Below are 19,440 nucleotides of genomic sequence, written 5' to 3'. Positions count from 1 at the left end.
CCCGTTCAGAGATCGGCGCGTTCGAACCGCCAGAGACCGAGCAGCGGCGGGACGAGCAGCCACGCGACCAGCATCGCGAACGCGGCCACCTCCATCGACAGCCCGAACTCGCCCGAACCGCCGGCGAACAGCGCGCCGGAGACGAACTCGCCGGCGATTATCTTGAACGAGCCGGTGGGGTTGATCAGCCGGAGGGCGGCGAACAGTTGCTGGCCCGAGATGGGGAGCCACCCGGGCGCGCCGCCGACCACGAAGTAGAGCCGGAGGGGGAACTGGACGGCGCCCCACAGCGGGACGAACAGGAAGAACAGCCCGATGGCCCCGCCGATGGCGAGGCGGTTGGAGGCGACCGCCGCGGAGAACCCCACCGCGATGGCGACGAACGCCGCCGCGAGCAGGACCGTGAGCAGGACGTAGCCGACGAACACGCCGACCTGCAGGCGGAGCGGGCCGACCGCGGCGATGAACGCCGGGAGGACGAACCCGACCGCGATGGGCACCGCGATGGCGGCCGTGCGGCCGACGAGTTTGCCGAACACCACGTCCGCCCGCGAGTGGGGCAACGACAGCAGCAGCTTCAGCGACCCCGACGCCCGCTCGCCGACGACGGCGCCGTACGCGACGATCAGCGCGATCAGCGGGACGAGCGTCGTCACGAGCGCGTCGCGGATGTACAGCGAGCCGAGCAGTTGCCCGGTCGTGAGCGTCTGTCCCTCGCCCGGCCGGACGAGGTAGACCACCGCCGAGACGAGCAGCACGAACACCGCCGACAGCGCGAGCAGCCACCGCGAGCGGACCGCGTCCTCGAAGTCCTTTCGGGCGACCGCTTCGAGGCTCACGCCGACACCCCCTCGTCGCGGTCGTCGGCGTCGGCTCGGTCGGCCGGGTCGGCGTCGCGGTCGCCGGTGTAGTGGAGGAACAGGTCTTCGAGCGAGGCCTCCTCGGTGGTGAAGTCCTTCACCTCGACGCCGCCCTCCTCGAGCGTGGCGATGACGCGCGTCTTGGCGTCGCTCGCACACGTGACGGTGACGGTGCCGCCGTCGGACGCCGCGGTGGAGACGCCGTCGAGCGCGCGGACCGCGTCGACCGTCGACTCGTCGGCGGCGTCGACGGTGACGACCAGCGTCTCCTCGCCGCCCGCGGCGTCGCGCAGCCCCTCGATGCTGTCCTCGGCGACGAGTTGTCCCTCGCGCATGATGCCGACGCGGTCGCAGACCGCCTCGACCTGCCCGAGCACGTGCGACGAGAAGAAGACGGTCGCGCCGCGGTCCGCCTCCGCGCGGACGATGTCGCGCATCTCCTTGGCGCCCGTCGGGTCGAGCCCCGAGGAGGGCTCGTCGAGGATCAGCAGGTCGGGGTCGCCCACGAGCGCCATCCCGAGCACGAGCCGCTGTTGCATCCCCTTGGAGTAGCCGCCCGCCTTCCGGTCGGCGGCGTCGGCGATCCCCACGCGGTCGAGCAGGGCGTCGGGGTCGCCGTCGACGTCCTTCGAGCGCATGGCGAACTCGACGTGCCGGCGGCCGGTCAGCCGGTCGTACACGTCGTACCCCTCGGGGAGCACGCCCGTCCGCTCGCGGACGGCGACCGAGTCGGCCTGCGCGTCGAGCGAGAGCACCTCCGCGCGCCCCTCGGTCGGACGGACGAAGTCCAACAACACGTTGATCGTCGTCGACTTGCCCGCCCCGTTCGGGCCCAGGAAGCCGAACACCTCCCCCTCCTCGACGGTGAGGTCGAGGTCCCTGACGGCGGTGACGTCGCCGTACCGCTTGGTGACGCCACGCAGCTCGATTGCGGCCATGCCCGCCGGTTCCGGCGGGCCTTGATAAAGCGTTTCGCTTCCCGCGACACGCGGTACCGCGTTCCGGGGGCGAAAGGGCTTGTATTCGGACGCGGATGGGTGGAACATGTCCTCCGGTCCCGGCGACGGGTCGACCGCCGCGCTGACGCTTGCGCGGCGGGAGGCGCGCGCGACGCTCGACGCCCAACTCGCCGCGCTCCGCGAGATCGAACGCAAGGCGGCCCAACTCCTCCAGTTCACGACCGCGCTCCTCGGCGTGGTGGTGTCGGCGCTCGCGCTCGCGGGCGACGTGACCGCGGCGTCGAACGCCTACGCCGCCGTCGGCGTCGCGGCGGTCGCGGCCGCGACCCTGCTCGCCGGCATCACCTACACCGCGTCGACGCGCGTGGTCGGCATCGACGGCGCGGCGGTCGAGGCGGCAACGGACGCCGAGTCGGGCGAGGCGTACCGGCGGCGCGTGGTCGCGGGCTACGCCGAGTGGATCCGGTTCAACGAGGCCGCCAACCGCCGGGTCGCGCCGCTGGTCACGACGACGGTGCTCGCGGTGGTCGCGGGCGCGCTCGCGCTCGGGCTGGCGGTGCTCCGCGCGGTGACGGGACCGCTCCCCGCGGCCGTGCCCGCGGTCGCGTTCCTCGGCGTCGCGGGCGCGGTGTACGCCTCCGGACTCCTCGGACAACTCCGCCGGCTCCGCCGGGCGGACCCGGTGCGGCCGCCGACGGGGCTACCGACGGCCGCGGCGGCCGACGACCGCGGCGAGCCGCTGGGCGGCCAGCAGTGCTTCGTCGGCGGCGAACGGGACGGGGACGACGCCGAGCGGTGACGCGGCCGACCACGGCACGACTTGCCGTAACTACCGTGCATAAACTCGTGGGAGGATATTCCCGTAGTACATGAGCGACGAGGACGAGGACACGCGCGGCTTCCGCACGCGGGCGCTCCACGCCGGGTGGACGGGCGACCCGGCGACGGGCGCGCGCGCGCCGCCCATCTACCAGACCACCTCGTACGCCTTCGGCGGCGCCGACGACGCGGCGGCGCTGTACGCCCTAGAGCGCGAGGGGGACGTGTACACCCGGATCTCCAACCCGACGACGCGGGTGCTCGAAGAGCGGCTGGCCAGCCTCGAAGGCGGAGCGGACGCCGTCGCCACCGGGTCGGGGATGGCGGCCATCGACTCCATCACGACCGTGCTCGCGCGGGCGGGCGACAACGTCGTCGCGAGCACCGACATGTACGGCGGGACGAGCGCGTACCTCTCGCACGTCGCCTCCCGACGGGGGGTCGAGGCGCGGACCGTCCCGACCACCGAGTACGACGCGTACAGGGAGGCGATAGACGACGACACCGCGTTCGTCCACGTCGAGACGCTCGCCAACCCGTCGCTGGTGACGGCCGACTTCGAGCGGGTGGCCGAGATAGCCCACGAGCACGCGGTACCGCTCGTCGTCGACAACACGTTCGGCACGCCCGCGCTGTGTCGGCCGATAGAACACGGCGCGGATATCGTGTGGGACTCGACCACCAAGTGGATCCACGGTGCGGGCACCACCGTCGGCGGGGTCGTGATAGACGGCGGGACGTTCCCGTGGGACCACCCCGAGGCCGACTACGCGGAACTGTCGGGCGAGAACGCCGCGTTCGGCGTCGACTTCGCCGAACGGTTCGGCGAGCGCGCGTTCGCACAGGTCGTCCGCCACAGGGCGGTTCGGGCGCTCGGCAACGGCCAGTCGCCGTTCGACGCGTGGCAGACCCTCCAGGGGCTGTCGACGCTCCCGCTCCGGATGGACCGCCACTGCGAGAACGCCCGTCTCGTCGCGGAGCACCTCCGCGACCACCCCGAGGTGTCGTGGGTCACCTACCCCGGGTTCGAGGAGCACCCGACCCACGACAACGCCGCGCGCTACCTCGACGGGTTCGGCGGGATGGTCGTGTTCGGACTCGAAGGCGGGTTCGAGGCGGGCAAGCGACTGTGTGAGGCGGTCGAGCTCACCTCCTTCCTCGCCAACATCGGCGACGCGCGCACGCTGATCATCCACCCCGCGAGCACCACCCACGCCCAACTCTCCGAGGAGGAGCAGGCCGCGGCGGGCGTCACGCCCGACCTGCTGCGGTGTTCGGTCGGCATCGAGGACGCCGCGGACGTTATCGCCGACCTGGACCGCGCCATCGAGGAGGTGTCGTGATGCCCGTCGAGTCCGTCGGCGAGTTCGAGTTCGCCTCCGGCGAGTCGGTGCCCGACCTGACGCTCGCGTACGAGACGTACGGCGAGTTCGACGGCTCGAACGCGGTCCTCCTGTGTCACGCGCTCACCGGCAGTCACCACGTCACCGACGCGGGCGGCCGCCGGACCGGCGACGAGGCCGGCACCGCGGGCCAGGCGCGCGCGTGGTGGGGCGACGTGGTCGGCCCGGGGAAGGCCGTCGACACCCGCGAGTACTACGCCGTCTGCGTCAACGTCCCCGGCTCCTGTTACGGCTCGTCGGGACCCGCGAGCGAGGCGCCCGACGGCGAGCCGTGGGGGACGCGCTTCCCCGCGGTCACGGTCGGCGACTGGACGCGCGCACAGCGCCGCCTGCTCGACGAACTCGGCGTCGGCCGCCTCCACGCCGTCGTCGGCGGGAGCGTCGGCGGGATGAACGCGCTCGACTGGGCCGCGCGCTACCCCGACGACGTGCGCCGGGTCGCGGCCATCGCCGCGGCGGCGCGGCTCGACCCCCAGTGTCTCGCGCTCGACGCCATCGCGCGGCGCGCCATCGCGACCGACCCCAACTGGGACGGCGGCGACTACTACGGCGACGACCACCCCGACCCCGACGACGGGCTGGCGACCGCCCGCCAGTTGGGCCACGTGATGTACCTCTCGAAGGCGTCGATGGAGCGGAAGTTCGGCCGCCGGGCCGCCGGCCGGGACGCCCGCGGCGGCCGGCGCGGCGACGACCCCGCGGGGTCGTTCTTCCCCTATCGCGAGGTGGAGTCGTACCTCGACTACAACGCCGAGCGGTTCGTCGAGCGGTTCGACGCCAACAGCTACCGCTACCTCACGCGGGCGATGGACGACTACGACCTCTCGGCGGAGTACGGCTCCGACGCCGCCGCGCTCGCGGCGTTCGAGGGCGAGGCGCTGTTGGTCTCGTTTACGGGCGACTGGCACTTCACCGTCGAGGACTCCCGGACGCTCCGCGAGGCGTTCGCGGAGGCCGACGCGCCCGCGGCCCACCACGTGGTGGAGTCCGACCACGGCCACGACGCGTTCCTCGTCGAACCCGAGTCGGTCGGCCCGCCGCTCCGGGGCTTTCTCGCGGAGGGGGTCGACGCGCGCACCGTCCGCGACGAACCCGAGGACGACGACGGGACGGGCGACCACCCCGAACGCGCGCCGGTCCACGCCAGCCTGTTTCCGGGGTGAGCGGGCGGACGGCGACGCCGGTCGGCGCCGAACGCTCGCGGCGCCGTGTCGCGCTCCCGCGGCGCGCCGCGCGGCGACTCGTCGGGACACGGGGCGGGTGGTCGCGTCGGCGGACTCGAACCCTCGCTTCGGGAGCAAGGCTTTACTCGCGGTCGGCCGTCGCCGGGGGTGTGAACTACCGCGAGGTGGAGGCGGCGGGCGAGTACCTCGCCAGCCTCGACAACGGGGCGGACTGGCGCGAGGAGATAGAGGCGCTCGCGGAGCGCGTGGACGCGGACGCCGCGTGGTTCAACGCGATGGGCGCGGTCCGGGACGCCGAGGTGTGGTTCTACGACCAGGAGGACCAGGAGTACCGCTCGGTGGAGTTCGACGAACCCCTGGAGGTGGCGGCGTGCGTCGGCAACGTCGCCCTACTGGAGGGCGACCGGTTCGCGCACACCCACGCGGTGCTCTCGCGGCCCAGCGGGCAGTCGGTCGCGGGCCACCTCAACGCCGCGACGGTGTTCGCGGGCGAGGTGTACCTCCGGGCGTTCGAGACGCCGCTCGAACGGGAACACGACGAGGTGACCGACCTCGACCTCTGGCTGTAGGCGGCGGGGTGGGCTGTCGGCGAGCGGATGGTTTTTGTCCTCCGCGGCGCAGAGGAGTGACGTGCATCGACGACGCCCCCGAGCCGCGAGTTCGCCCGACTGCGGGGGGTCGTCACCGAGCCGACCGGACCGGACCGGGCCGACGGCGGAAGCGAGAGGGGGACACGACCACGCATGAGACCGGACGACGAGCGCTACTTCACCCGTATCGAGGACCGACTGGACGAGGCGTTCGAACGCGCCGAGGCGGCGCGGGCGCGCGGGCGCGACCCCGCGACCGAGATCGAGATCCCCGTCGCGCGCGACATGGCCGACCGGGTCGAGAACATCCTCGGCATCCCCGGGGTGGCCGAGCGCGTCCGCGAGTTGGAGGGCGAGATGTCCCGCGAGGAGGCGGCGCTCGAACTCGTGACCGACTTCGTCGACGGCACCGTCGGCGAGTACGACAGCCGCGAGGGGAAGATCGAGGGGGCGGTCCGGACCGCGGTCGCCCTCCTGACCGAGGGCGTCGTCGCCGCCCCCATCGAGGGGATCGACCGGGTCGAGTTGCTGGAGAACGACGACGGCACCGAGTTCGTCAACGTCTACTACGCCGGGCCGATCCGCTCGGCGGGCGGGACCGCACAGGCGCTGTCGGTGCTCGTGGCCGACTACGCGCGGTCGTTACTCGACGTCGAGGAGTACGCCGCCCGGGGCGACGAGGTGGAGCGGTACGCCGAGGAGGTCGCGCTCTACGACAAGGAGACGGGCCTCCAGTACACGCCGAAGGACGCGGAGGCGAAGTTCATCGCCGAGCACATGCCGATCATGCTCGACGGCGAGGCGACGGGCGACGAGGAGGTGTCGGGCTTCAGGGACTTAGAGCGGGTCGACACCAACTCCGCCCGCGGGGGGATGTGTCTCGTGCTCGCGGAGGGGATCGCGCTCAAGGCGCCGAAGATCCAGCGGTACACCCGCCAACTCGACGAGGTGGAGTGGCCGTGGCTCCAGGACCTGATCGACGGCACCTACTACGAGAGCGACGACGCGGACGACGACGGCGAGGGGACCGCCGACGCCGACGAGGGCGAGGCGGACGACGACGGCGACGAGGGCGGGGCGGCGCCGTCGGGACCGGCGCGCGTCGAACCGCAGACCAAGTTCCTCCGCGACCTGATCGCGGGGCGGCCGGTGTTCGGCCACCCCTCGGAGGTGGGGGGGTTCCGACTGCGGTACGGCCGCGCGCGCAACCACGGGTTCGCGACCGCGGGCGTCCACCCCGCGACGATGCATCTCGTCGACGACTTCCTCGCGACCGGCACGCAGATCAAGACCGAGCGGCCGGGGAAGGCGGGCGGGGTGGTGCCCGTCGACTCCATCGAGGGACCGACGGTCAAACTGGCGAACGGCGACGTGCGCCGGATCGACGACCCCGCCGAGGCGCTGGAGGTCAGGAACGGCGTCGAGGAGATCATCGATCTGGGCGAGTACCTCGTCAACTACGGCGAGTTCGTCGAGAACAACCACCCGCTCGCGCCCGCCTCCTACGTCGCGGAGTGGTGGGAGCAGGACCTCGACGCGGCGGGCGCGGACGTGCAGGCGCTCCGGGACGACCCGCTGGTCGACCTCTCGGACCCGGACGCCGACAGCGCGCTGGAGTGGGCCGAGGCGTACGACGCGCCGCTCCACCCGGCGTACACCTACTGCTGGCACGACGTCTCCGTCTCCGAGTTCGAGGCGCTCGCGGACGCTGCCGCCGCGGGCGAGGTGACCGGCGGCGTCCTCGCCGTCGAGCACACCGACGAACTGCGGGACGCGCTCGAACGCCTCCTGGTCGAACACACCCAAACCCCGGACGCGCTCCGGATCCCCGACTTCAGGCCGCTGTTGCGACAGCTCGGCGTGACCGACGGGCTCCGCCGCGAGTGGGAGCCCGACGACGTGAGCCGCGAGGCGCGCGAGTGGACGGGCGGCGACAACGCCGTCAGAGCCGTCAACGAGGTGGCCCCCTTCGAGGTGCGCGAGCGCGCCCCCACCCGAGTGGGCAACCGGATGGGCCGCCCGGAAAAATCCGAGAGCCGCGACCTCTCGCCGGCGGTCCACACCCTCTTCCCCATCGGCGACGCCGGGGGGAGCCAGCGGTCGGTCGGCGAGGCCGCAAGCACCCGGACCGACAAGGGTCGCGGCGTGGTCGACGTCCGCCTCGGCGAACGGGAGTGTCCCGACTGCGGCGCGCGCACCTACCACACCGCCTGCCCCGACTGCGAGACGCACACCGAGCCGTACTTCGAGTGTGACGACTGCGGGACCGTCTGTGAGCCGGACGAGTCGGGGCGTGTGGAGTGTCCCCACTGTGGGTGGGAGGTGGAGAGCCCCGACTGGTTCTCGGTCGACCTCAACGACGAGTACTGGAGCGCGTTGGACGGCGTCGGCGAACGGGAGTCGAGCTTCGAGATCCTCAAGGGAGTGAAGGGACTCACCTCCGCGAACAAGACGCCCGAACCCGTCGAGAAGGGCGTCCTGCGCGCGAAACACGGCGTGAGCGCGTTCAAGGACGGCACCGTCCGCTACGACATGACCGACCTCCCCGTCACCGCGGTCCGCCCCGAGGAACTCGACGTGACCGCCGAGCACTTCCGCGAACTCGGCTACGAGACCGACATCGACGGCGAGCCGCTGGTCCACGACGACCAACTGGTCGAGTTGAAAGTACAGGACATCGTGCTCTCGGACGGCGCGGCCGAACACATGATGCGGACCGCCGACTTCGTCGACGACCTGCTCGCGGAGTTCTACGGGCTCGAGCCGTTCTACGAGGTGAACGAGCGCGACGACCTGGTGGGCGAACTCGTGTTCGGGATGGCGCCGCACACCTCCGCCGCCGTCGTCGGCCGGGTCGTCGGCTTCACCAGCGCGGCGGTGGGGTACGCGCACCCGTACTTCCACGCGGCGAAACGTCGCAACTGCTTTCACCCGGAGACGAAGCTCTGGTACCGCGACGAGACCGACGAGTGGCACCACGGCCGGATCGACGAGTTCGTCGAGGACCGGTTGGTCGACCCGGACGAGGACGACTTCGGAACGCTCGTCTCCGAACTCGACGGCGACGTGTTCGTCCCGTCGCTGACGGACGAGGGCGAGGAGGTTCTGAAGCCGGTCGAGGCGGTGAGCAAACACCGCGCGCCGGAGCACATGGTCCGGGTGGAGACCCGGAGCGGGCGGGAGATCACGGTGACGCCCGACCACGAGATGCACGTGTTCGACGACGGGGAGATCCGCTCGAAACGCGCCGACGCAGTCGGTAACGACGACAGCGTCGTGACGCCGTCCAACCTCGACGCCGTCGACGTCGACGGGAACGGGACGCGAACGTTCGACCTCCTCGCGGAGTTCCTGCGGAGCGACGTGGTCGACGACGACCGGCTGATGATCGAGGGCGTGAACAAGGACGACCTGTACGACCTGTTCGCCGAGGCGCTCGAAGACGAGTGGGACGGAACGTTCTACCCGCTCGAGAGCACCGCGGAGCACCTCGGCCTCTCGAAGAAGGCGTTGAGCAACTACGTCTACAGGGAGCGGTTCCCGGCGGCGCTCCTCGGGGAACTGTTCGGATCGACCGACGCGCTCCTCGACTCCGTCCCGAGCGGAGTGAAGCTAGGGGTGAAACGCGACTCGACCGCCGTCGATCGGACCGTCGAACTCGACGAACGGGTCGCGACGCTCCTCGGATACTACGCCGCGGAGGGGTTCGCACGCGAACAGGAGACGCCGAAGGGGACGATCCATCAGACGACGGTCTGCGGGACGGAAGCGCAGGCGCGCGAGTTCTACCTCGACGTACTGCGCGAGGAGTTCGGGGTCGACCCCTACCGGGAGAACCGCGCGAAAGTGACCGCGTCCGGGCGACTGCTTCGAGCGTTTTTCGACACCGTCCTCGACGCCGGTTCGCTGGCGGAGACGAAGCGCGTTCCCCAGTGCGTGTTCGACGCCGAAGACCGGATCGTCGAGGCGTACCTGAGCGGGTACTTCAGCGGGGACGGAACGGCGGACAGGAACGCGATCGAGGTGTCCGCGACGACGGTGAGTCGCGAACTGAAGGAGGACCTACTCGCGCTTCTCACGCGACTCGGCATCGCCGGCCGAGCCAGCGTCGTCGACCCCGTGCCGCTCAACCGGAAGTTCCCCGACTACTACTCGATCGACGACCCCGCCGAGTCGGCTCGGAGCTTCGTGATCACGGTCAGTTCCGAGGACGCAGTCGAGTTCGCGAACCGGGTCGGGTTCCACCTCGATCGGAAGGAGGAGCGACTCCGCGAGCAGATCCGAACCCGAGGGGCGCGAGCGAGACGCGCGTTCGACGGCGGGACCGACGACTGCCTCGTCGAACCCGTCGCGTCCGTCGAGTACGTCGACTCCGACACCGACCACACGTACTGTCTCACCGTGGAGGGCACGCACTCGCTCGTCGCGAACGACCTGTCACAGAAGCAGTGTGACGGCGACGAGGACTGCGTCATGCTCCTGATGGACGGCCTGCTCAACTTCTCGAAGGAGTACCTCCCGGACAAACGGGGCGGGCGGATGGACGCGCCGCTCGTGATGTCGTCGCGGATCGACCCCAGCGAAATCGACGACGAGGCGCACAACATGGACATCGTCCGGCAGTACCCCCAGGAGTTTTACGAGGCGACGCTCTCGATGGCCGACCCCGAGGACGTCGACATCGAGATAGCCGAGGCGACGCTCGGCACCGACGACGAGTACCGCGGGTTTGACCACACCCACGACACCTCCGACATCGCGCTCGGACCCGACCTCTCGGCGTACAAGACGCTCGGGTCGATGATGGACAAGATGGACGCGCAGTTGAACCTCGCGCGGAAACTGCGCGCCGTCGACGAGACGGACGTGGCCGAACGCGTCATCGAGTACCACTTCCTCCCCGACCTGATCGGCAACCTCCGCGCGTTCAGCCGGCAGGAGACGCGCTGTCTCGACTGCGGGGAGAAGTACCGCCGGATGCCGCTGACGGGCGACTGCCGCGAGTGCGGCGGTCGGATGACCCTGACGGTCCACCAGGGGTCGGTGAACAAGTACATGGACACCGCGATCCAGGTGGCCGAGGAGTTCGACTGCCGGGAGTACACCAAACAGCGCCTCGAAATCCTGGACCGCTCGCTCGAATCCGTCTTCGAGAACGACAAGAACAAACAGGGCTCCATCGCGGACTTCATGTAGCGCGGGTCGGGCGTCGGAGCCGGGAGCCGAGAGGGGTAGCGAACCGACCTCGTCGTGGCGTGATGGCGACACCCTCCTGCGGATTTCTCGACTCCGCCGATGGTATTTAACACGCAGCCGGCGAATCACGACCCATGGTTGGAGACTCAGGCGAGGACCCCGACGACGTGAGCGACGAGGAGTTCGAAGAACTCGACCTCGGCGAGACGGTGTACGACGACGACGGGAACGAACTCGGCACCATCCGCGGGTTCGACGACGCCGGCTTCTACGTCACGATGCGCGAGGGGTACGAGGCGCTCAGCGTCGAACACGCCCGGACGGGCCACGAGTTCGGCGAGGGCTACCTGATGTGGCGGTGTAGCGAGTGCGGCGAGATGGGCGAACTCGACGACGAACTCCCCGAGGAGTGCCCCAACTGCGGGGCGCCGAAGGAGGACCTCTACTACTGGACCGAGGACTGAGCGCCGGCCGACCCCGGAGTCGACGCGGCCCCGCCCGTCGGGGGCCGCCGAACGGGCGGACCGAACGGCTCTTCTCTCACCCCGTCGACGCCCGGGCGTGAACGTCGTCGTCTTCGGCGCCGGGTCGCTGGGGAGTCTCGTCGGCGGACTGCTCGCGCGCGACCCCGACCACCGAGTGACGCTCGTCGGCCGCGCGGCCCACGTCGAACGCGTCCGCGCCGACGGTCTCCGCGTGTCGGGCGAACTCGACGCGACGACGCGGCCCGAGGCGACGACCGACGGCACCGGCCTGCGCGCCGACCTCGCGCTCGTGACGGTGAAGGCGTACGACACCGCGAGCGCGGCGGCGGCGCTCGCGACCGGCGACGTCGACCTGGTCTGCTCGCTCCAGAACGGCCTGGTCGAGGAGGTGCTCGAAGCGCGACTCGGCGACCGCGTGCTCGCGGGCACGGCGACGTACGGCGCCGAACTCGTCGGACCGGGCCACGTCCGGTGTACGGGCGTCGGCGCGGTGCGCGTCGGCGAACTCGACGGCGGGGCGAGCGAGCGAGCCGAGCGGGTCGCGCGGGCGTTCCGCGCCGCGGGACTCGACTGTACGGCCGACGCCGAGATGCCGCGGAGCCGCTGGGAAAAGCTCGCGGTCAACGCGGGGGTCAACGCGGTCACGGCGCTCGCGCGGGTCGACAACGGCGCGCTCCGCGACCCGCCGGGCGCCGACCTCGCCGCGCGGGCGGCCCGCGAGACGGCCCGCGTCGCCCGCGCGAACGGGGTCGACCTCGCCGACGACCGGGCGGTCGACGCGCTGACCGAGGTGGTCGAGGCGACCGCCGCCAACCGGTCGTCGATGCGGCAGGACGTCGAGGCCGGCCGGCGGACCGAAGCCGACGCCATCAACGGTGCGGTCGCCGACCGCGGCGCGGCGGCGGGCGTCGAGACGCCCGTCAACCGGACGCTCGCGGCGCTCGTCCGGACGTGGGAGACCGAGAACGCGGGCCAGGGTGGCGAGCGCGGTGACGGATGCGACGACGCGGACGGCGAGCCGAGCGGCTGACCGACGAACGCGACAGACCGGGACCGTTACTCGACGTACCCCAGGTCGCGGAGGCGGTCGGTCGCCTCCTCGTCCATCTCCGCGAGCGAGTCGTCCGACACCGGGCCGTCGGCGGCGTCGGTCCACGCGCCGCCCGCGGCCGACTCGAACCGCCCGAGCGCCGCCTCCGCGGCCGCGATGCGGTCGTCGTCGGGTCCGTCGGACGCCGTCCGACTCCCGGAGGAACTCCGTCCCTCCCCGCCCGCTCCGTTCCGCGTCTCGTCGGGGTCCTCGTCGAGGCGGTACGCCTCGTCGGGGATGCGGTCGATGCGGACGTACTTGGCGTCGGGAGCGCGGGCCGCGCGCATCCGCGAGTAGAACCGCGAGTCCTCCTCCAACTCGATGCCCGCGGCGGCCGCCTTCTCCTCCAGTTGGTTGAGTTCGACCACCGGCCGGGAGTACTCCACGAAGCCATACGCGCCGTTCGGCCCGCCGACCTGCCCCGGGTCGGGGTCGGAGACGCCCTCGAACGCGCGGTACTCCGCCGAGAGCAGCGACCGGGTGGGGTCGCGTTCGACCGCGGTCTCGCCCCGTTCGGCGGGGGTTCCGCCGTCGACGCCGAGCGTGTCGAGTACCGTGTGGTAGAGGTCGACCAGTTCGACCGTGTCGTCGCGGCGGTCGGCGTCGAGCGCCGGGTGTTTCACCAACAGCGGGACGTTGACGAGCGGGTCGTACAGCGCGAACTCGTGGCCGTACAGGTCGTGTTCGCCGTGGAGTTCGCCGTGGTCGGCACAGACCACGACCGCGGTGTCGTCCCACCGACCCGTCCGCTGCAGCCACGCGAAGAGGTTCGACAGTTGGTCGTCGATGTGGGCTATCTCGGCGTCGTACAGCCCGCGGATCGCCTCCCACTCGTCGGCGTCGATGTCGCGCGCGCCGGCGTTGTACTCCTTGGAGTTCTGACACACCTGTTCGGAGTCGACGCCGGGCGCGAACCGTTCGGCGAACTCGTCGGGCGGGTGGTACGGCAGGTGGGCGTCCATCAGGTTGACGAACGCGAACCAGTCGTCGCCCGCGGCCTCGCTGGTCTCGACGAACTCGCGGGTGCTCGCCATCACGTCGGGCGTCTTCGAGTCGGCGCCCTCGCCGGAGGCGAGATACTCGTGGGCGACGTTGCCCAGCGAGACGAGTTTGTCCGCGACCGTCCGCAGCGTCTCGTTGTCGTTCATCGTCTTCCACGCCTTCGCGAGCGGTCCCGACAGCACGTCGCCCGGCATCACCTCGAAGAAGTTGTCCTGGCTGTCGAACCCGTCGGTGAGGTGGGTGTACGGCGTGATCCACGCGTTCGAGGAGTAACACGCCGTCCGGTAGCCCGCCGCCGAGAGCGTCTCCGCGAGCGTGGTCGCCCCCTCCAGGTACGGGTTCTCCTGGTCGGCGCGGTGCTGGTGGGGGTACAGCCCCGTGAACAGCGACGCGTGCACCGGGAGCGTCCACGGCGCGGGCGCGACCGCCTCCTCGAACACCGTCGCCTCGTCCGCGAACGCGTCGAGGCCGGGCGTCGTCTCCCGGTCGTAGCCGTACGGCCCGAGTCGGTCCTTCCGGACCGTATCGAGCACGACGAACAGGACGTTCGCCGGCGAGTCTGCGCTCATGCGCCCACGGTGACCGCCGCGGAGAATACGTGTTGCGGTCCCCCCGTGTAGCCGGGCGGTCCGGAACTGAGATCGGCCCCGGGCGGGGTCGGACCGACGGCCTACCGGTCGGCGTCCGACTCCGGGTCGGACCGCCCGGCCGCCTCCACCTCCGCGGAGACGGGGAGACGGTCGCCGCCCAACGGGTCGTCCCGGAGCGCGAACGCGCCGGCGGCGACCGACCGCTTCGACACCGCCGCGATCCGGAGGACGAACGACGTGAGCAGGACGAACGGCGCGAGCGCGACGGTGTACGCGATGCTGACGTACAGCAGGTGTCGCGAGACGCCGAACACCGTCGTCGTCGGGAGCAGTCCCGCGTCGATGGCGAGCAGGACGTACGAGGTGAACACGATGGAGGGCAACGAGACGTACAGCAGCCAACTCGACAGGCTGGCGAGTTCCTGTTTGAAGTAGAGCGTCTTGAAGTACTCCCGGCCGGCCGCGAAGAACTTCAGCGTCTCCACCACGTCGTCGAGTCGGTCGCGCTCCGCCCCCGACAGCCGGTCGTCGAACGCCGCCCGGACGTGCCGCGCGCCGTGGATGTGGCGGGCGTACTGGTACTCCAGCCCCGCGAGCAGCGCCCGCGGGATGCGGGCGTTCGACCGGTCGAGCGTGGTCGAAACCACGTCGAGGCGGTCGAGCACGTCGTCGGCGTACGTCTCGAGCGCCTCCCGGAGGTCGGCCGGGTCGTCCGCGGCGCTCTCGCGGAGCGCGGTGGCGTCCTCCCGCAGCGAACGGATGATGAACTCGAGGAACTCGACGGGTTCCGCCGGGCTGACCCCCGCGGCCGCGAACTCCTCGACCTCCGACTGGAAGGCGAGCGTGTCGTCGATCCGGTCGTACTGCGAGCGGAGCGGGCCGAGTTCCTGCGAGATGACGATCGAGTTGATCGAGACGACGATGGAGACCAGCAGGATGGTGCCGCTCAACAGCGTGTTGAACAGCGTCTGGACCGCCCGCGTCTCCGTGAGTAGGTCCTGCATCTCGAACGGCCAGAGCACGCCCGCGACGAGGAGAAACGAGAATATCGCGGCCGACAGCGCGGCGGTGACGGTCAGCCGGTCCGCCTCCAACAGCACCGCGCGCACGAGCCGACTGTCCGCGATGCTGGTCGAGGATCCGAGCCGTGGGGGTCGAACGGAGGGCACGAGTGCGGTGGGTAGGCCGCCGGGAGGGACATAGATAGTTACCCGCTACGACCCGGGGACGGCCGGGCCGGCCGCGGTGGGCCGACAGCCCTCCCGAACCCCCGGTCGTTTTCGGGATCGGCTCGATTCGAACCGAATCGGTTCGGCTCGGCCTACTCCACCGTCGGGCCGGACTCCTCGCTCCGGCCGGGGAGTTCGATCTCGATCTCCAGTTCCCGCTCGCCGACCCCCTCGAACTCGATCTCGACCCCCGCGGGTTCGCCGAACGCGAACGGGAGCTCCCAGTCGTCGCCGACGATGGTGAGTTCGTCGTCGTCGCGGAGCTGTTCGCCGAGGGCGATCAGGAACTCCCCCGTCTCCTCCGCGCCGAGTCGGTACTCCGTCTCGAAGTCGCGGCCGCCGCGGATGACCGTCCGTTCCGTCTCGCCCGTCTCCTCCGCGTCCGCAGAGTCGGCCGCGTCTGTCGTGTCGTCCATCGGCAGCGGGGAAGACCCGAACCGTGCTATCCCTTTCGGTCGGTCGGGTGGGGAGGTGCGGTCGGGAACGGTCCGGGTCACGAGCGGTACAGGTGGAGCGCGACCAGAAACGCCAACAGGAGCGGGACGAGCGGCGCCGCGACCCGGAACGGGACCACGAGGAGCAGTATCGAAGCCATCACGACGAACTCCACCGCCACCGCGACGCTGACGGCGTCGGCCGGGTCGACCATCTCCGGGGAGCCGGCTGGCCCGGATGTTCAACCTCCCGGCGGTTCCGAGCGGACGTTGCCGTCGTGAGCGGGAGCGAGGGACGGCGGGAACGTCGTCGGAGCGTCTCAGGCGTCGCCCGCGACGACGGCCGCGAGCCGCTCCCGGTCGAACAGTCGCTCCTCCTCGGGGATCTCCGGGTAGCCGTCGGCGGCGTAGCCCGGCCACTCGCCGAACCGCTCGGGGTAGAACTGCTTGGCGGTCATCTCCAACTGGAACAGGCTCATCACCGGGCCCTGCCGCGGGTTGCCCGAGGCGTAGAAGCGGTCGTTTTCGACGGCCGCCAGCTCCGACCCGACGCTGTGGTCGGCGACGGCCGCCTTCACCTCGGGGACGTCGTAGTAGCCGGAGATGCCGTGGTTCATGACGATGACGTCCGGGTCGGTTTCGAGCATCGCCTCGTAGTCGACGAGTTTGCCGCCGTACTCGTCGGTCTCGATGTCCGCGAACACGTCGACGGCGCCCAGCGGCCGGGTGTGCGCGAAGAAGTAGCCCGGCTGGTTGAGTTTGTGGACGTAAAAGGAGTTCTCCGAGACCCGGGGGTACACCATCGCGGCCCGCGGCCGCTCGCCCTCCGGCGGGAGGTTCGACTCGACGTGGCTCACGAGGTCCTCGCGCACCCGGTGTAACTGTGCGAACCGCTCCGTCTCGCGGAACAGTTCGGCGTACGTCTCGGCCATCTCCCAGACCGTGTAGTATTCGTAGGAGCCGTCGTACGACTCGGGCGGCTGGCGGTGTTTCCGGCTGTACATGTTGCCGAACAGCGGCCCCACGTTCTCCTCGACTTCCCGGACGTCGGACTCGCCCCACCCGTCGACCGTCGAGAGGTACACCGGGTCGACGAAGTGGACGTCGCTGTCGAGTTCGTACAGCGTCTCCTTGTTGTACCCGCCGGCGTCCGTGAAGTCGATCCAGTCGGTCGGAACGTCGAGCGCCCCGTAGTAGTACTCCAGCGACGGGACGGCGTACGTGGGGTGGGTGGCCGACTCGAGTGCGTCGCCGTGGCCGACCGCCGCCGCCGCATCCATGTAGTTCGTCCCGCCCGCGAGTACGGTCTCCGGGACGCCGTCGAACTCGACCGTCCCCATCGGCGACATCGTCACCGAGTACGACCCGCCGTCGGCCGTCTCGGTCCCGGTCGACGCCGTCGTCCCGGTCGCGGTGTCCGTTTCGGTCGGCGTCGCCGTCGCCCCGGCGTCGGTCGGGGTCGACGACCCGCCGGCGTCGCTCGAACAGCCGGCGAACAGTCCCGCGCCGACGACCGCGCCGCCGTACTTCACGTACTCGCGCCGCGTCGGTCCCGCGTCGTCCTCACCGTCGGTTGGCATGTATCTTAGGCCGGCCTAATCCGCGATAGTAGTTCCGGTCGACGAACGGCGGACATCGGCGGCGACCGTTCGGTGGCGACGGGAGATCGCCGGTTTCGTATCGCGGTATTCGATTTACGGTACGCGAACGACGGCGACCCGGGTGACGTGAGCGGCGGACGAGAACGGCGGTGCTGTGGCTCTACGAGCGCGAAAAGCGGGAGAAATCGGGGCGTCGAGCGGCGCGTCGCCTCAGAAGGGGGCCTGCGGGCCCTCGTCCTCCTCGCCGTCGCCGCCCTCGCCGGGGAAGGAGGGCGACATGCCGTCGCCGCCCGAGTGGCCCATCCCGCCGAGGTCGCCGTCCGCGCCCGACCCCATGCCGGTGTCGGCGTGGACCTCGGTGATCTCGGGGATCTCCTTGGTCATCCGCGACTTGATCGCCTGGATCGTCATCGGCGAGATGCCGCAGCCCGAACACGCGCCGCCGAGCGCGATGTGGATCTCGCCCGACTCGCGGTCGAGGTGCTGGATGGCCGCGCTCCCGCCGTGCATCTGGATCTGCGGGAAGTTCCGCCGCAGGAAGTTCGTGACCCGTTCGCGCAGGTCGTCGTCCGCCTCCTGAGAGTCGGTGCTCATTACACGTTCGTTGGCAGTAGGCGGGTTTATGCCTTGTGCTCGGCTCAGTCCTCGGCCGGCGGGTCGACGTCGAACGCGTCGTACAGCTGTCGTTCGATCGTCTCGACGTACTCGTCGAGCGTCGCCGCGAGCTTCTCGTCGTCGACGACGACGGCGGTCAGCCGGTCGGCCGGGTTCTCCGGTAGCTCGACCCGGAACCCGCGTTCCTCGTCGTAGAACGGCTCCGACTCGTTGAGCACCTGCTGGTCGATCGCGTGGACCAGTTCGGAGTCGTACGCGTCGTTCATCTCCTCGAAGGCGTTCTTGTACGCCCGCTGGAGTTCGGCGAAGTAGTGGGCGTACTTGTCGTCGAACTTCTCGGGGTCGAACTCGACCATCGGCTCGGGGTTCGTGGGCAGCGAGGTAAACGCGGCGGTCCGGTCGATAAACCGATCCTCGCGATACGAATCGCCCGCCATTGGAAGAGGGGACTACAGCCTGCATAGAGGGGCTGCGTGGACGAACTCTAGTAGGTCAACACTCATCACGGAATCTGAACGGCGAACTGAGTAGAATGAACGGTGTCCGGCCGGTACTAGTTACGACCTGTCGACGCACAAAGTACTTTTACTTTAGATACGCTCTGAGAGCATGGTCGGCTCACGGTTCTTGGATAATATGAACGTGATTCTCCTTCTCGGGCTGATTCTCGTGGGAGGAGTAATTGGGTTTTGGAACCAACGACAGGTGCAAGAATGCCACGCAGAGTACGACGATGATCCATCGATAGCTGTGGATTGTGAAGACGCCTTCAGTTCCGGGATCAACGCTCTATCAGCACTCTGTATCGGTGGGGGGATTATCGGACTCGTTCTCGTACTCTATCGTCGGCGCAGCTAATTGTTTTCTAACCGTGACGTGGAATTGAGCCTATGATAGATCCAGTGTATCCGATAGTTGCTATCGGCACCGGTCGACAGTGTCACAAAGTATACGAGTTTCCACAGGGAGTAATGCGGTGTTGTTCGGAGTCGCCCTTTTAGGATCGAGGAGTACGACTAGGCATTGGGAATAGCAGTCTCGTCTTCTGCTGGATGGCGGAAGAGGAGACTCGCATTTCTTAGCCCTCTATCAGTGCTGCCACTCACAGCGTCATGAGCCGCATCTCCGGTAGTTAGTCGTCTCCAGGCTTGTACGCGCCGCCTCGTCGTTCGATCGTATAGATGTCGAGAACCCGCTCGTCGTGGTCACAGAGCGCTCCGAGACGGAACTGTCCGATGCGGAGTTTCGAGAGGGGCGCCAGTCAACGGCTCGAGATAGTCGTCAGGGTCGCGCCACTGGTCGTGTACGATCTCGTCCAGTTTGTCGGTGATCCGAGTCCGGGCGTGGTCGTCGAGTTTGTCGTAGGTTCGCTTCGCGGGCGCT

Annotated in this window: 16 protein-coding genes; 7 read left to right on the top strand and 9 right to left on the bottom strand. The window is 69.9% G+C overall.

The window, feature by feature from the left end; translation table 11 throughout:
- Positions 1-5 precede the first annotated feature (5 nt).
- Together K933_RS03410 and K933_RS03405 are read right to left on the bottom strand one after the other, a co-directional pair.
- Complete coding sequence (locus tag K933_RS03410) at positions 6-839, bottom strand: ABC transporter permease subunit (protein ID WP_023393289.1); 834 nt, start codon at positions 837-839, stop codon at positions 6-8.
- On the bottom strand, positions 836-1,798 hold the full coding sequence (locus K933_RS03405; protein ID WP_023393288.1) for an ABC transporter ATP-binding protein: 963 nt from the start codon (positions 1,796-1,798) through the stop codon (positions 836-838). The genes K933_RS03410 and K933_RS03405 overlap by 4 nt, the downstream gene beginning before the upstream one ends.
- A 106-nt stretch (positions 1,799-1,904) precedes the next feature.
- Here K933_RS03405 and K933_RS18250 point away from each other — a divergent pair, with 106 nt between their 5' ends.
- From K933_RS18250 to K933_RS03370, 7 genes are all read left to right on the top strand, one after another.
- Positions 1,905-2,618 (top strand): hypothetical protein, encoded by a 714-nt coding sequence (locus K933_RS18250; protein WP_023393287.1) that lies wholly within the window; start codon positions 1,905-1,907, stop codon positions 2,616-2,618.
- Positions 2,619-2,688: 70 nt separating this feature from the next.
- Positions 2,689-3,981, top strand: a complete 1,293-nt coding sequence (locus K933_RS03395) for an O-acetylhomoserine aminocarboxypropyltransferase/cysteine synthase family protein (RefSeq protein WP_023393286.1) — start codon at positions 2,689-2,691, stop codon at positions 3,979-3,981.
- Positions 3,981-5,204, top strand: a complete 1,224-nt coding sequence (gene metX / locus K933_RS03390; protein ID WP_023393285.1) for a homoserine O-acetyltransferase MetX — start codon at positions 3,981-3,983, stop codon at positions 5,202-5,204. Before K933_RS03395 ends, metX begins: the two co-directional genes overlap by 1 nt.
- A 170-nt stretch (positions 5,205-5,374) precedes the next feature.
- Positions 5,375-5,794 carry a PPC domain-containing DNA-binding protein gene (locus K933_RS03385; RefSeq protein ID WP_023393284.1) on the top strand — a complete coding sequence of 140 codons (420 nt, stop codon included), beginning with the start codon at positions 5,375-5,377 and terminating at the stop codon, positions 5,792-5,794.
- A gap of 174 nt (positions 5,795-5,968) precedes the next feature.
- Positions 5,969-11,011, top strand: a complete 5,043-nt coding sequence (gene polC / locus K933_RS03380) for a DNA polymerase II large subunit (RefSeq protein WP_023393283.1) — start codon at positions 5,969-5,971, stop codon at positions 11,009-11,011.
- A 134-nt stretch (positions 11,012-11,145) separates the two neighbouring features.
- The gene (locus K933_RS03375; RefSeq protein ID WP_023393282.1) at positions 11,146-11,475 is read left to right on the top strand and encodes a DUF7130 family rubredoxin-like protein; all 330 of its coding nucleotides are present in this window, start codon (positions 11,146-11,148) and stop codon (positions 11,473-11,475) included.
- Between the two features lie 97 nt (positions 11,476-11,572).
- Positions 11,573-12,526, top strand: a complete 954-nt coding sequence (locus tag K933_RS03370) for a ketopantoate reductase family protein (protein WP_023393281.1) — start codon at positions 11,573-11,575, stop codon at positions 12,524-12,526.
- A gap of 26 nt (positions 12,527-12,552) precedes the next feature.
- On the opposite strand, the gene K933_RS03365 is transcribed toward K933_RS03370, so the two are convergent.
- The 7 genes from K933_RS03365 to K933_RS03340 all read right to left on the bottom strand — a co-directional run bounded on the left by K933_RS03365 (position 12,553) and on the right by K933_RS03340 (position 18,413).
- Positions 12,553-14,157 (bottom strand): sulfatase, encoded by a 1,605-nt coding sequence (locus tag K933_RS03365; protein ID WP_023393280.1) that lies wholly within the window; start codon positions 14,155-14,157, stop codon positions 12,553-12,555.
- A 101-nt stretch (positions 14,158-14,258) separates the two neighbouring features.
- On the bottom strand, positions 14,259-15,347 hold the full coding sequence (locus K933_RS03360) for a hypothetical protein (RefSeq protein ID WP_152529744.1): 1,089 nt from the start codon (positions 15,345-15,347) through the stop codon (positions 14,259-14,261).
- Positions 15,348-15,499: 152 nt separating this feature from the next.
- Entirely contained in the window at positions 15,500-15,823 is a 324-nt protein-coding gene (locus K933_RS03355) for an amphi-Trp domain-containing protein (RefSeq protein ID WP_023393278.1), read from the bottom strand.
- Between the two features lie 77 nt (positions 15,824-15,900).
- Complete coding sequence (locus K933_RS18580; protein WP_200862279.1) at positions 15,901-16,056, bottom strand: hypothetical protein; 156 nt, start codon at positions 16,054-16,056, stop codon at positions 15,901-15,903.
- Between the two features lie 105 nt (positions 16,057-16,161).
- Positions 16,162-17,421 carry an ABC transporter substrate-binding protein gene (locus tag K933_RS03350; protein WP_023393277.1) on the bottom strand — a complete coding sequence of 420 codons (1,260 nt, stop codon included), beginning with the start codon at positions 17,419-17,421 and terminating at the stop codon, positions 16,162-16,164.
- A 231-nt stretch (positions 17,422-17,652) separates the two neighbouring features.
- The gene (locus tag K933_RS03345) at positions 17,653-18,036 is read right to left on the bottom strand and encodes a NifU family protein (protein ID WP_023393276.1); all 384 of its coding nucleotides are present in this window, start codon (positions 18,034-18,036) and stop codon (positions 17,653-17,655) included.
- A gap of 44 nt (positions 18,037-18,080) precedes the next feature.
- Positions 18,081-18,413 (bottom strand): DUF5783 family protein, encoded by a 333-nt coding sequence (locus K933_RS03340; RefSeq protein WP_049947567.1) that lies wholly within the window; start codon positions 18,411-18,413, stop codon positions 18,081-18,083.
- Positions 18,414-19,440: the final 1,027 nt, after the last annotated feature.

The sequence above is a fragment of the Candidatus Halobonum tyrrellensis G22 genome, from assembly GCF_000495475.1.
Lineage (GTDB): Archaea > Halobacteriota > Halobacteria > Halobacteriales > Haloferacaceae > Halobonum > Halobonum tyrrellense.
Note: the sequence above shows the minus strand (reverse complement) of the source record. Positions and strands in the feature narration are given on the sequence as shown.

Bases quoted from the DNA above. Each gene is read 5' to 3' on its own strand.
- K933_RS03405 (WP_023393288.1), bottom strand. From the start codon at position 1,798: ATGGCCGCAATCGAGCTGCGTGGCGTCACCAAGCGGTACGGCGACGTC.
- K933_RS18250 (WP_023393287.1), top strand. From the start codon at position 1,905: ATGTCCTCCGGTCCCGGCGACGGGTCGACCGCCGCGCTGACGCTTGCG.
- K933_RS03395 (WP_023393286.1), top strand. From the start codon at position 2,689: ATGAGCGACGAGGACGAGGACACGCGCGGCTTCCGCACGCGGGCGCTC.
- metX (WP_023393285.1), top strand. From the start codon at position 3,981: ATGCCCGTCGAGTCCGTCGGCGAGTTCGAGTTCGCCTCCGGCGAGTCG.
- polC (WP_023393283.1), top strand. From the start codon at position 5,969: ATGAGACCGGACGACGAGCGCTACTTCACCCGTATCGAGGACCGACTG.
- K933_RS03375 (WP_023393282.1), top strand. From the start codon at position 11,146: ATGGTTGGAGACTCAGGCGAGGACCCCGACGACGTGAGCGACGAGGAG.
- K933_RS03365 (WP_023393280.1), bottom strand. From the start codon at position 14,157: ATGAGCGCAGACTCGCCGGCGAACGTCCTGTTCGTCGTGCTCGATACG.
- K933_RS03355 (WP_023393278.1), bottom strand. From the start codon at position 15,823: ATGGACGACACGACAGACGCGGCCGACTCTGCGGACGCGGAGGAGACG.
- K933_RS18580 (WP_200862279.1), bottom strand. From the start codon at position 16,056: ATGGTCGACCCGGCCGACGCCGTCAGCGTCGCGGTGGCGGTGGAGTTC.
- K933_RS03350 (WP_023393277.1), bottom strand. From the start codon at position 17,421: ATGCCAACCGACGGTGAGGACGACGCGGGACCGACGCGGCGCGAGTAC.
- K933_RS03345 (WP_023393276.1), bottom strand. From the start codon at position 18,036: ATGAGCACCGACTCTCAGGAGGCGGACGACGACCTGCGCGAACGGGTC.
- K933_RS03340 (WP_049947567.1), bottom strand. From the start codon at position 18,413: ATGGTCGAGTTCGACCCCGAGAAGTTCGACGACAAGTACGCCCACTAC.